This is a genomic window from Mucilaginibacter sp. BGA-UO-ETr-C110 (assembly GCF_059567985.1).
Window position 1 is genome coordinate 2692882 of the sequence record NZ_JCAQPB010000002.1, and the last position, 12702, is coordinate 2705583.

General features: G+C 45.6%; 9 protein-coding genes. All 9 read right to left on the reverse strand.

Annotation, left to right across the window (positions count from 1 at the left end; all coding sequences use genetic code 11):
* Positions 1–6: 6 nt before the first annotated feature.
* The 9 genes from AC57BQ_RS11815 to AC57BQ_RS11855 all read right to left on the reverse strand — a co-directional run bounded on the left by AC57BQ_RS11815 (position 7) and on the right by AC57BQ_RS11855 (position 12618).
* Positions 7–1317, reverse strand: coding sequence for a hypothetical protein (locus AC57BQ_RS11815; protein WP_496406481.1), 1311 nt, complete (start codon positions 1315–1317; stop codon positions 7–9).
* A gap of 624 nt (positions 1318–1941) precedes the next feature.
* Positions 1942–3594: an alpha-amylase family protein gene (locus AC57BQ_RS11820; RefSeq protein ID WP_496406482.1), complete on the reverse strand. Its 1653-nt coding sequence runs from the start codon at positions 3592–3594 to the stop codon at positions 1942–1944.
* A 339-nt stretch (positions 3595–3933) separates the two neighbouring features.
* Positions 3934–5235 carry a sensor histidine kinase gene (locus tag AC57BQ_RS11825; RefSeq protein WP_496406483.1) on the reverse strand — a complete coding sequence of 434 codons (1302 nt, stop codon included), beginning with the start codon at positions 5233–5235 and terminating at the stop codon, positions 3934–3936.
* On the reverse strand, positions 5219–6592 hold the full coding sequence (locus AC57BQ_RS11830) for a sigma-54-dependent transcriptional regulator (protein WP_496406484.1): 1374 nt from the start codon (positions 6590–6592) through the stop codon (positions 5219–5221). Before AC57BQ_RS11830 ends, AC57BQ_RS11825 begins: the two co-directional genes overlap by 17 nt.
* Before the next feature lie 21 nt (positions 6593–6613).
* Positions 6614–7801 (reverse strand): ABC transporter permease, encoded by a 1188-nt coding sequence (locus AC57BQ_RS11835; protein ID WP_496406485.1) that lies wholly within the window; start codon positions 7799–7801, stop codon positions 6614–6616.
* A gap of 27 nt (positions 7802–7828) precedes the next feature.
* Entirely contained in the window at positions 7829–9058 is a 1230-nt protein-coding gene (locus AC57BQ_RS11840; protein WP_496406486.1) for an ABC transporter permease, read from the reverse strand.
* A 24-nt stretch (positions 9059–9082) separates the two neighbouring features.
* Positions 9083–9748 (reverse strand): ABC transporter ATP-binding protein, encoded by a 666-nt coding sequence (locus AC57BQ_RS11845; protein WP_496406487.1) that lies wholly within the window; start codon positions 9746–9748, stop codon positions 9083–9085.
* Between the two features lie 110 nt (positions 9749–9858).
* Positions 9859–11316: a TolC family protein gene (locus tag AC57BQ_RS11850; protein ID WP_496406488.1), complete on the reverse strand. Its 1458-nt coding sequence runs from the start codon at positions 11314–11316 to the stop codon at positions 9859–9861.
* Positions 11317–11370: 54 nt separating this feature from the next.
* Positions 11371–12618, reverse strand: coding sequence for an efflux RND transporter periplasmic adaptor subunit (locus tag AC57BQ_RS11855; RefSeq protein ID WP_496406489.1), 1248 nt, complete (start codon positions 12616–12618; stop codon positions 11371–11373).
* Positions 12619–12702 lie beyond the last annotated feature (84 nt).

Consider the following 12702-nt stretch of genomic DNA (forward strand, 5'->3'; position numbering starts at 1 on the left):
AATGATTTATTTTTTCACCAAACTCGCCGGTGCTACTTCATGGCTCAGTAGCTGACCAAACAGTTCCCAGCGTTTTTGGGGGTCTTTGGCTGTGCCGCCGTTGCGTTCAATATAATTTTTCACCAGGTCGAGTCCGTAATTATAATTGATCACATAGCTGCGATATTTTTTGATAAAGCTGAGTGATTTATCGGCGGTTTCATCATTCATGAGGCAGTATTTGGTCAGGTAATTCCGGGCCTTATCACGCGACATGGTATTATTTACCAGTCCCCTGGCAGCTTCGTTACGGGCATAGTTCAGGTTACCTTTGATAGCCAGAGCCTTGAAATACAGGTCGACACCGGCAGTATCTAAGCCCGCCAGCGGCAGCAGCACGCTTTTGGCAAATTTCACCTTTTCCTCACCCGGAAAAGCCATCTCGATACCGTAATTGGCACTTCCCTCGGCTATTAACGACTGCGGACTAAACAGCGGATACAGCGAGATCTCCACCCAGCCTTTATCATGGTATAAATTCTTCTCCAGCAGCATATTATATACATGATGTCCGGGATAACTCTCATGGCTTCCCACATCAATGGCCCTGTCGATAAAGATCTTCAGATCGGTATTGATCTGTACGGTGCTTTTGTAGTCGCCTTTGTACCAGTTATAGCCGCTCCAGGGTTTATTGGTCACATATTCCAAGGTAAAGGTCTCGCTGGCAGGCAATTTATAGTGAGCCAGTGTACGCTTGCGGGCTTCGGCTATGGCGGCTTTGATCACCGGATCGAGTTTATCTTTGGGGATGATGAATTTATTGGCCAGTTTCTGAAAGCGGTCGTTCACACGGCCTTTTCCGGGTAAGATACTGTCCAGCTGCGCTATCTGGGCCTTGAAATAGTCCTCGGTATAAACCGGGGCGGTTACGCCGAACAGTTCGCGGGACTCCTCATCGAAAGGGCGCTCCTCGCCAGAAAAAAGGCGGATCCGGCGACTAAAAGCCAGCAACTGATCAGACATCCATTCGGCACGCATTTTATTGGAATCAACTATAGCTGAGGTCTCTACCGACCTCAGTTCATTCATCAAAATATTGGCATCGGCCAGCAGGCTATCCTTCGGGAATTCCTTGGCAGGCTCCGTTTTTGGTTTTAGGGAATCGGGACCGTAGTAGGCATCCACAAAATCGGAATCATACTGACCTATGGTAAGGCCCAGTTTCACATATTTAACAGCCAGGCTGTTAAGTCTTTGATTTTCGCGGTCACGGGCAGGATCGACATTGCACGAGAGTATAAACAGTATAGGTGCAAAAAGCAGTAGTTTCTTCATGGTAGATTTTCGGGGTGATGTAAAAGTGGAACAAGATAATAATTCCATTGTTTATAAAATAAAAAACAAGGGATCGACCGCTTTGGAACTTTTTAAAGGTTGGATTTTAACACTTTTTTACACCAAAACAGGGCAAAAACCAATCAAAAAGCGCTCATTTTTCATTCAAAACACCCAATTTTAACACTTTTTAACAAATTTTTGATGGGTTTTGAAAGGTTTAAAAAGTATTAAATATTTGATATCCAAATAACTACATACCAAACGATCTGTTTTTCGGGCTATTTTTCCTTTAACAAAACAGCCCGGTTCTCTTGGGTTTAGAGGGCCGGGCTGTGGTTTGTATAAATATACGAAAAAATATTGGGATGCGTGATGGCATCGACTCACCCCGGCATCGCTTCACTTGCCACCCCTCTCTTCGCCTGCGGCGGAAAGAGAGGAATAAAAAACCACGTCATTGCGAGGAGGAACGACGTGGCAATCCCCAACACACAAAGCGTCTCTGTAAATCGGGGATTGCTTCGTTCCTCGCAATGACGCACGGAGAAAAGATACTCCCCCTCTTTGCGGCGAAGCCGAAGAGAAGGGGATCCAGCGTAGCGCAGATCGGGTGAGTCGGCTCTACGCCCAGTTAAAATCTACCTCCCGATTGTTCAGTTTCCATTTTTGGGGTTGCATGTCGTCCATCCAGTCTAAAGGTTCGCCGATAGGTTGTACTTTGGCGGCCTGGGCGAAGGCTTGTTTTATGGCAGCTTTTTGCTCGGTGCCGAGGGCTTCGGGTTGGGCTGATATAAAGAGCGGCGCACCACTTTCGGCCAGCAGCTGTAGCCATTGTTTGTTGCGGCTCCAGGCAATATCTGTGGTCAGGCCCACGCAATCGCCGTCGACAGCATAAAACTTATCGTGCTGCGGCAAACGGAAGGCCAATGTGTTCACGCCCATTTTACGGGTACGATCCCATTCGTGGCCACTTGTATCATCGCCAATGCGGCACATCTCAAACACTCCTGCTGATAAATGGCTCATGGTATTACAACCGATAACGTAAATACCATCGCCGGCAGCCTGGCGGATAGCGGCATACAGATCGTTAATGATCTCGGCGGTGGTTTTGCTGCGGTCGTTAAAGTTCCAGCCGGGCGCGGTGATGCTGTCCTTCATACTGCCTCCCCATCTGCCGGTAATATCATAGGTGCTAAAATCATGCTTTACCATGTCATAACCCCATTGTTTGTACACATCAAAATTATGTTTGATGCGGGCGATGTTCTCGGGGATGGTAGGATCAAGCACGGGATTTTTCGGATTGTCGCGACCAGGGATCTTTGGCGCCAGCAAACTGGCCTTTTCGTCATGACGGGCACAAAGCGGGCGCATCCACAAACCGGGGCGCATACCCAGCTGTTTGATCTCATTGGCCAGCAGATGCATGTCTTTAAACTTATCGTTAGGTTTGGAGAAATCATCGTTCCAGCCGCCATCGCCAGGCAAAAAAGGCGAATAAGTAGCCCAACCCGCATCCACTACAGAAAAGGGGCGATTACGGGTATCGGTCACCAGTTCGGCCATCATGGCGGTTGTTTTTTTGATCAGATCGAAGGAGTTATTGCCATAGGCAAAATACCAGTCGTTAATACCATAAGCAGGCTGTTTGGGCAGGCGTGGATTAGGGCACATCATACCGCAAAACCGGCGGTTAGTATAAAAAGTGTTTTCGCCCTGGCGGCCGTTAGTGGTAATAATATCAGCAGCATGCAACTGGCGACTGCCCAATAAAACACCGTTGCCGCCGGAGTGCGTATCTAAAGTAAGTTCCAGGCTATCATTCGTCAACCCCCACCAGCAAATACTTTTGCAACCGGTTTTTACGCCGAAGCAGGCGGTTTGTTTATCGTCATGAATAATCACATACCAGGGGTTTTTAACATGATCGGGATTGGTTTTCCATTGGAGGTCGCCATAGGAGCGTTCCCAATGATCACCCAGGAATTTGGAATTGGGCGACAGGTGATGTTTCCATTTCAGGCGCACCGCATTAAGCTGCTGCGTTGGCGAGCTAACCAATACGCTTTTAGCATTGCCAGTGCTTTTAAAACTAACGCTGATATCTTTATAGATAAACGAAGTACCGTTGCTACCCTTCAACTGAAACCATTCATCGCCAGATTGCGCCCAGACTTCGTCGGGAGTGTTGATAGCGGTAGTTTGGGTTGATGTAGCATGCGTGATCCTGCTAAAGAGTACAGCAGCGGTGGCCGCTGAAGAAAGTTTCAAAAAATGTCGCCTTTGCATAGTTGTGAATTGGTATTACAACGTTACTAAAAGGATTCAGCTAATAAAAATATTTTGGGCGGAAAATAAAAAAGGCTGTCATGCTGAGCACCGTCGAAGCATGGCGGGCAGGCCTCTGCGCTCTACCCTTCGACGGTGCTCAGGGTGACAACCCCACTGTTTTTTAGTTCCCTGGGGTGCGCTTGGATTGTGTTGTGGCAGGGAGGGGATATATGCATGATGTGAACTTATAAGGTATAGAAACCCCTTCCTCCCCTTCCCGAGGGAAGGAATCGCACAAGGCCCTGGCTTTTAATAAGGGGACAGGCCGGTGATTGGTAATTAACTATAATGTATCCTAAACTCCGTTTGCCTGTCAGCAACAGTTTTGAGGCTGAATTCGAAGCCATGGTTGATCAGAATCTCGCGCACCAGGGTGAGGCCTATACCCTGACCATCTTTTTTGGTGCTGAAAAACGGGGAGAACAGGTTGGTATGCTCACTGGCACTGATGCCTTTGCCGGTATCGGTGATCACCAGCAGGCGTTTGGCAGGGATGGCTGTAAATTTCACGGTACCTCCTCCTTCAATTGCTTCTACGGCGTTTTTTACAATATTGATAAATGCCTGCTCCAGTTGCTGTTCATCTGCCCGGATACGGATCTCGTCAGCCGGCAGTTCCATTTCAAATACCACGTTATTTTCGCGGGCTTTGGCGCTCATGAGCGTAGCTACCGAATTGATTATTTTTTGCAGTACAATGGGCTGTTTGTTGGCCGGTGGCAGTTTCACCAGGTCGGCAAAGTTGCGCATAAAATGGTTCAGGTTTTGGTTGCGGTCCATGGCTACCTGCAAGGCGTCTTTCAGCACATCAAATTCATGGCCTTCCCAAAGCTGATCGGTATGCATGGCCGATTGCATAATGGAATTTACCGGACCAATGGTATTATTCACTTCATGTGCCATCATCCTGATTACTTTGCCATAAACCTTTTTCTCGGCAGCCAGGATCTCGGCGGTCAGGTCTTCGATCATGATAAAATGCCGGGAGAATCCCCTATCTACAAAATGCGATTTTTGCAATTTGAACGAGCTGATGCCATCAACCCGGGCCACTACCGTTTCGCCCGACTGTAATTCCCTGATCTGTTGCATCAAGGGGTGCTCGAGTTCATAAATGGAGTACCCTTTCAGGCTTTCTTCGCTAACCGAAAGCAATTGCAGCGCTTTGGGGTTCACCTGCTGGATACGGTTATCATAATCCAGAATAATGATGCCCGTTGGCGAAGTGTATATCAGTTTCTCTAAAAAAAAATGCTGCTGCTCCTGCATGGTACGTTCCTTTCTTAACTCATCCATCATCCGGTTATACACCTCAATCAGTTCGTCGACCTCATGTTTACCCGTGGAGATTAGTTTTACGTTAAAATCTTTGTCCTTAATAGCATCTACGCCCTGCATCAATAGTTTGAGCGGTTGTATCAACTGGCGATAAAGCTGCCAGGCGATGATGGCCGAAATGATGACAACCACCTCCGAGGCGATGAAGAATATTTTATTATCGCTGAAAATAAAGTAAGTGAGCACCAGCGTTAACAGGTGCAGTATAAGTACGAATAAAATATATTTAGTCCTCAGCTTCATCGTAAGGGATCTGGTATTTATCTAAACGGCGGTACAGGGCGCTACGCGTGAGGCCCAGCGCGGCGGCGGCCCGGCTTATTTTGTTTTTATGGTGGTCCATGGCGCGTTTGATCATCTCTACCTCTACTTCTTCCAGTGTGAGCGTACCTACACCGGGCAGTTGCATATTACCTTTTTTTACCGGCGAAAGTTCCAGTTGTGAGCGGAAATCATCAATACCCAGTTCATCCTTTTTACTTACCAGAATGGAGCGTTCCACCAGGTTTTTAAGCTGCCTGATATTGCCGGGCAGCGGCAACTGCTGTAGCCACTTCATGGCGCCCGGCGCTACGGATAATTTTGGGCGGTTATAGATATCCTTTAAGTTATTGATAAAAAATTCCACCAGTAAAGGGATGTCCTTCGGCCTGTCGCGCAGGGCGGGCAGGTAAACCGTGATGAGGTTAATGCGGTAAAGCAGATCCTCGCGGAAGGTGCTTTTGCTCACCATTTCGTTCAAATTTTTGTTAGTGGCACAAACTATCCGCACATCAACCGTTTTGGTGCGACTGCTGCCCAGCACCTCGTAGGTACGATCCTGCAATACGCGCAGCAATTTTACCTGGCTGCTGGCATCCAGATCGCCTATCTCATCTAAAAATATGGTGCCTTTGTTAGCCATTTCAAACCGACCGATCCTGTCAAACCGCGCGTCAGTAAAAGCGCCGCGGATATGACCGAACATTTCGCTTTCAAACAAAGAAGTACTGATACCGCCCAGGTTTACCTTGATAAACGGTTTGTTTCTGCGCAGGCTGTTTTGGTGAATAGCTTCGGCGATCAATTCCTTACCCGTGCCGCTTTCGCCCATGATCAATACCGAGGCATCGGTTTGGGCAACGCGACCAATGGTTTCCAGTATATCCAGCATTTTAGGGTCCTCCCCTATAATGTGCTGAAAGTTATAGCTTTTATCGAGTTGTTTGCGGGTACGATGCTCGACCTTATTCCCTTGCAGATCGAGCAGGGTTTTAACCGATTGTACCAGGTGTTCGTTGCTCCAGGGCTTATTGATAAAGTCGCTGGCGCCTATTTTCATACCGGCTACGGCCAATTCAATACTACCCCAGCCGGTTATCAGTATCACCGGTATAGCGCTGTTGATCTGCTTTATTTTGGCCAGCAGATCAAGGCCTTCCTTACCCGAAGTATCTATCGAAAAATTAAGATCGAGCACGATCAACTCCGGGTTTTGCTTCCGGATAAACTTCAACGCCTCGGCAGGGGTTTCGGTACATTGCACATCGTACCCTTCGCCTTTCAGCAACAGCATCAGCGAGGTACGTACCGCTAAATCATCATCAATAACCAATATCATAACAGCAGGTTAATATCGTAATTATTCTTCATGTAAAGCCACTGCCGGGTAAATTGCCGCTGCCTGCCTGCCCGGATATAAGGAGCATACAAATACAAGTAGGTAAATGAATATGATAGCCAGCAACATAGCAGAAATATAAATACCTGCCGACAGGTCAAAAACATTGAGCAAAGGGAATTGCACTGCAAAAAATGATCCCACAATTAAGGATAAAGTAGCCAGGATCATCGATTCATAAATAAGCTGCGATGATACCGCATTGCCGCTGGCACCAACCGCCCGGCGCAAACCTATCTCGCCCCGGCGCTGGTTAATGTTATACCAAAGCACGCCAAAAAGCCCCAGCGCTACGTTAATAGCCAAAAAGCCCCCCACAATACTCAGCACGATCATAGGTACCAGGGTAAAGTAATTGATGCTGATGCGCTTATTGGTCAAATGCTCTATTTCTACATTGGAATTTTTCATGTAATTGGCCAGGGTTTTATATAAACGCCCTTCAAAAGCGGCGCCGGCACCTGGTACAACCTGCACCATGATCTTGCCCATCCAGCGTAATGAACCAGTGTCGGTCTTTTGATAGATCCCTAAACCGGTAGCTGCATAATCGCCTTTCATTTTAATACTTTGTACTACCCCTATCACCCTCATTTTTTCTTTTTCGTCATAGTTACTAACTAACTGACCTACCGCAACACCTTTGCCAAATAGTTTTTCTTTAATATCGCTATTAATCACAATAGGTTTATTTGTCGTAACAACATCCGTTTTATTAAACCAGCGCCCTTCCAATATCTGCATGTTCATAGTGACTGGGTAACGTTCATCAGCTGTATAAAAGTTTACATGGTCGAGCGGTTTTTTATGATAAGAGACACGGCCTTGCGACATATTGTTAGTGAACGGGGTATTAAAACTGCAAAAGCTGAGATCCCGTACCTCGGGCATGGCTTTAATGTTTTTACGTAAAATTTCATAATAGGTATTGAGCGAGTCGGCATTTTTGGTTTGGTAGGCGTTATTATAGCTTACCACCCATACATTTTGATACTCAAAACCCATCGGTTTTTTATAGTTATCGTAATAATACACCAGCAGTGTAAATACAGCAAACAGTACCAGGAACGAGAATAACATCTCGGTCATGAGCAAAAAGTTCTGTTTCTTTTTGTTCCAGATCAGTTTAAATAAATGCTTAAACATCATATCGTGATTTAAATGAGTTAATAATATTTATTGCGCCTTTAAAGCGGTTACTACATTGAGTTTTGACATGCGCCATGCCGGGTAAACGCCCGATAGCAGGCCAAAGAAAAAACAAACAAGCAGGCCAATACCCAACACCGTAAAATTGATAGACAGTACCAGGTTAGGGATCAAATGAAAGCTATTTATAACCTGGATAGCAATAAATGACAACACTACGCCAATAAGTCCGCCCAGCAACGTAAGGATAATATTCTCTACCAGAAACTGGTAAACCAGCGTACCGGATGATGCCCCAAACGCCTTACGCACCCCAATTTCTGATGAGCGCTCCATGATACGGGTAATGTTGATATTCACCAGGTTAAGCGTTGGCAGCACAGTCACCAGCAGAACAAATATGGTTATGGTGGTAAGCACAATGGTAACGCCAGACAAATTATCATTACCGGTATCAACATAACTCCTGATATATGACTCGGCATGGCTGTGCACTTGGTTGAATTGTACACTTTCCATAGGTATGCGGCGCATCATGGCATCATATTCATCGCGCATGCGTGGTACATCGGCAGCCGATTTAGCCAGCAGTACTGCGGTAGAGCCCCCAAGATATCCCTTACCCTTCGTAAGATCTGTTTTTGACACTGTGTAAGGCAGATATATATCGCTGTATAAAGTGTAACTGGTTATCGGCACGTTTTTCACTACACCTATTACCCGGTACTTTACATTATCGGCCTCTATATATTTACCAATTACAGATGGGATATCGCCAAAGTATTCACTTTTCATATCCTCAGATATCACGGCCACTTTATCGGCATTATCTATCTGCTGTTTACTGAATGCCTTGCCTTCGGTAAAATCATACTCCATAATGTCCCAGTAATCGGCATTGGTGTATTTGTAGTTTACAGCTAACTTTTTATTGTTAACATAAGTATTGGTGCCTTCGTAAATTGTTGATATACCCAGCTTAACCGGTGTTTTTAAACTCCCCACAAAGTGATTTAAAAAATAATAGGATAATGTGCTGGAGCTTTGTCCGTCTTTACCCGACTCGGAGAGGCGCGTAACATACAGCGAGCGGTCGCGTTTTCTGTCAGGGTAAGTATCGCCCACAACTTTGTCTAAAAACGCGGTGAGCACCAGCAATATAGTGAGCGTAAAACTGATACCGAACAGACTGATAAAGGTGAAGAATTTTCTGCGCCTTAATACCGCTATGGCTATTTTGAAGTAATTTTTAAGCATGATCTTAGTTTTTAAGCGGATGTATTACTGAACCTGCGAACCATCAAATAAGCGTACCAGCCGGTGGGTTTTATGGGCCATATTTTCATCGTGCGTTACCATTACAATGGTGGTACCCTCGTTTCGGTTCAGGTTGATGAGGATCTCCATGATCTCGTTACCCATAGCGCTGTCCAGGTTACCGGTAGGCTCATCGGCCAAAATAATCTCCGGCCGACCAACAATGGCACGGGCTATAGCCACACGCTGCCGCTGACCGCCTGAGAGCTGTGTAGGGAAATGTTTGATGCGGTTGGATAAGCCCACCTTTTCCAATGCCTCGGTGGCCAGCATTTTGCGTTCTTTGGCGGTTGTGTTACGATACAGCAGGGGCAGTTCTACATTGTCCAGCACCTGCAGATCGTTAATCAAATGATAGCTCTGGAAAATAAAACCCAGTTTCTGGTTCCTGAACTGTGCCAGTTGCTTGTCCGTCAAATGATCGGTCTTTTGATCACTTATCTTGATATCACCTTTTGATGGGGTATCCAGCAGTCCCATGATATTCAGCAGGGTACTTTTGCCGCAGCCTGAAGGGCCCATGATGGATAAAAATTCTCCTTTGGCTATATCAAGGCTGATGCTATTGAGAGCCAGTGTTTCTATAGTGTCTGTACGGTACACTTTTTCGATGTTTTGTAAACGGATCATATCTTTTTAATTTTGAGTTATTGATTTATTGAATTATTGATTTCTTTTTAAATTTTGACCTATGGAATGCTTTATTTTTTGACTTTTAACTTTTGAATTTTGACTTAAATCTACCGATAGCTTATCTTATGGTTGCTTTCAAAATCATATAATGACAGCTGGCGTAGCTGGTAATAGGCTCCCCAGAAATCGCGGAGCGAGGTGATATAATCGCGCTTGGCTGCGTCATTGTCGCGAAAGGCGATGCTCAGGTCGGTAATGCTCAGGTCGCCCAGTACATAACGTTCACGGGCTATTTTGTACTTTTCTGAGGCAATGCTGTCGGCCTCGGCGGTATACACCAATTGTTCCTTCATCATATTAAAAAGCGATACCTGCGTAAATATTCCCTGTTTAAAATTTTGCTTATCCTGCTCCACCGTGTATTCCATAAGTTGTTGGTTGGCCAATGCTGTTTGGGTACGTGATTTTGACCTGCCCCAATCCAATATAGGTACAGACAGGGTTAACTGTACTATCTGTTGGTTTTGCGGATTATTATATAACCCCGGGATACTGCTGGCCGTATTTGAAAAACCCAGGTTAGCGTTAAGTGTGGCTTTCAGGCCGGTTTCGCCTTTAGCTTTGGCCACATCCCTTTTGGCTTCGGCTATACGCCTTAAAAAGCCTATAGCGTCTGAGCGGTTGGCATAAGCCTCGGCCAAAACTTTGTCTGAGGTAACGTTCATCCGGCTGATATTTTCTGGTATCACCAACACAATTTTGCTATCATCCTCCTGCCCTATATAGCTGCGAAGATTAAGGGTAGTAGTTTCTATATCGCGTTTGGCGGTACCTACGGCTTTTTTGGCATTAATGAGTTCCAGCTGCAATTGTAATATTTCATTTTTTGACACCTTCCCTAACTCAAATTTGATATTGGTTATCGTCATTATTTTTTGAGTGTTGGTATAGTTGGTTTCGGCAATGTGCAAGTTAACTTGTGCCAGCAACAGATCAAAAAAATAACCCTCAACCGTAACAGCTATATTTTCCTGGTCTTCAATATACTTCTGTTTACTCTCGTTGTATTTTAGCGGCTCAATTTTTTTATCCCACTTGAGCTGGTTAAACTGAAAAAGCGGCTGTGTATAAGCAATACTATATGGAACACCATTATATAATGCATTGTGCCTGTCGAAATCAGTAAAACGCTGCAGTTGGGTTCTGCCGTAAATGGTACCACCGGTAGCGGTAATGCTCTGGCTAAAATCAAGCTGCAATTGTGAATTATCATTATGCACAGGCTGAAACAATATGGTACCATCGGGCTGAAACACCTGTGAAAAAGTTTTTTGGTAATCGGGCAAAGTACCGCTCAGGGCCAGCTGCGGCTGGTAGTTTGATTTATAGGTGCGATACTCCCAGTATTTGGTTTCGCGTAAGGTAGCGGCCTGTTTGGCGGCTATAGAGTTTGCCTTGGCCATTTCAACCACCTGCTGCAGGGTTAGCCGCAGCGTATCGCTGTTACTGCGGCCAAATGCCCCTGCGCTCATGGTCAACAAACTTATGATGTATAAAATTTTCATTCTGTTATTCTAAGCGTCGCTGCTTCGTGCCTCGCAATGACGTGTCTCTTTATCTTAATTATTTATCGTTATCTCCTGGGAGTTTTTATACTCGCTCATATCCGAAGTGATCACCACGTCGCCGGGTTTTACCCCATCTTTGATCTCCACGAAATCAAAATTGGTGAGACCGATGTGAACCGTCCTGCGCTCGGCCTTTGCACCATTGATCACAAAAATATCCTGGAGCGACGATCCCTTAAATGCCGGACCGTTAGCCACCTGCATCACTTTGCTATGCGTTGCGGTTACCAAAAAAACATCCACTTTCATGTTGGGCCGCAGCAGCTTGCTAGAGCGGTCGTCCAGCTGGATATCAAAAGAAATGATACTATTTTGGATGGATGGCGATACGTTGCTAACATGCCCGCGCAGTTGGTTATCATTAAACCGGATGATGACCGGGATACCCGCATGCAATTGATCAACCGAATTATCGGATATGCTGCCCTGTACCTTAAAACTTCCCAGATCGGCAATGCGGGCCAGCGTTTCGCCCTCATGTATATTGGCGCCTATGTTTTTGTTTACATAGGTAATAACGCCTTTGCGGGTGGCCACTATGTTGGCCAGCTGTAATTTGCGTTGCAGAGCCTTCAGATCGCTTTCCTGTATGGCGGCTGCAATCTCCGCCTCCTTGATCTCAATCCGCATGGTTTGCTGCTTGTTTTTGATCTCGTTCTCCAGTTGCTTTTTCTCCAGCTGGGCCACTTTCAGGTTAAGCTCGGCCTGTTCAATATTTTCGCGGGTACCGCCTCCTGCTTTGTACAGGCGTTTGGCATTTTCAACCGCATCGGCCAGGTTACTGATGTGCAGCTGTTTAATATCATTGTTCGATTGGATATCATAAAAACTTTTGCCCAGATCAAGCTTTAATTTGCTGATCTCGTTACGTTTCGACTCCAGCTGAAAGTTGAGCTTGTCGTATTCCGTTTGGGTAGCGGTTTTATCAAGGGTGATAACGGATTGGCCCACATTCACCTTATTGCCGGCATCCATCAGCGCGTTTTTGATGGAGGCATTGATAGGACTGGTGATGATCTCTTCAAATTCAGGCAAAACTTCGCCGGTAGCGTTGATGGTATTTTCGATATTACTAACCTGAACGGCGGATGCTGTAATTTGACTCCTGTTTATTGACGACTTGATGAATCCACGTAAAGCCCAGATCAGCAGCGCCATAACAGTTATAACTGCCAGACCTATGATCATACCCTTTCTACGTTTTTGTGTGGTTACTTCAAGGGCTATTTCCTTATCCATTGTTATACATTTTTGGATAAGGATTTGCAAGAGCTATACCAATATCAATATATTGATTATCAGTATATTATGAATTTTTAATTT

What these genes read in the sequence shown, in the direction of transcription:
- AC57BQ_RS11815 (WP_496406481.1), bottom strand. Translation starts at nt 1,317, where the DNA reads ATGAAGAAACTACTGCTTTTTGCACCTATACTGTTTATACTCTCGTGC.
- AC57BQ_RS11825 (WP_496406483.1), bottom strand. Translation starts at nt 5,235, where the DNA reads ATGAAGCTGAGGACTAAATATATTTTATTCGTACTTATACTGCACCTG.
- AC57BQ_RS11830 (WP_496406484.1), bottom strand. Translation starts at nt 6,592, where the DNA reads ATGATATTGGTTATTGATGATGATTTAGCGGTACGTACCTCGCTGATG.
- AC57BQ_RS11835 (WP_496406485.1), bottom strand. Translation starts at nt 7,801, where the DNA reads ATGATGTTTAAGCATTTATTTAAACTGATCTGGAACAAAAAGAAACAG.
- AC57BQ_RS11840 (WP_496406486.1), bottom strand. Translation starts at nt 9,058, where the DNA reads ATGCTTAAAAATTACTTCAAAATAGCCATAGCGGTATTAAGGCGCAGA.
- AC57BQ_RS11845 (WP_496406487.1), bottom strand. Translation starts at nt 9,748, where the DNA reads ATGATCCGTTTACAAAACATCGAAAAAGTGTACCGTACAGACACTATA.
- AC57BQ_RS11850 (WP_496406488.1), bottom strand. Translation starts at nt 11,316, where the DNA reads ATGAAAATTTTATACATCATAAGTTTGTTGACCATGAGCGCAGGGGCA.
- AC57BQ_RS11855 (WP_496406489.1), bottom strand. Translation starts at nt 12,618, where the DNA reads ATGGATAAGGAAATAGCCCTTGAAGTAACCACACAAAAACGTAGAAAG.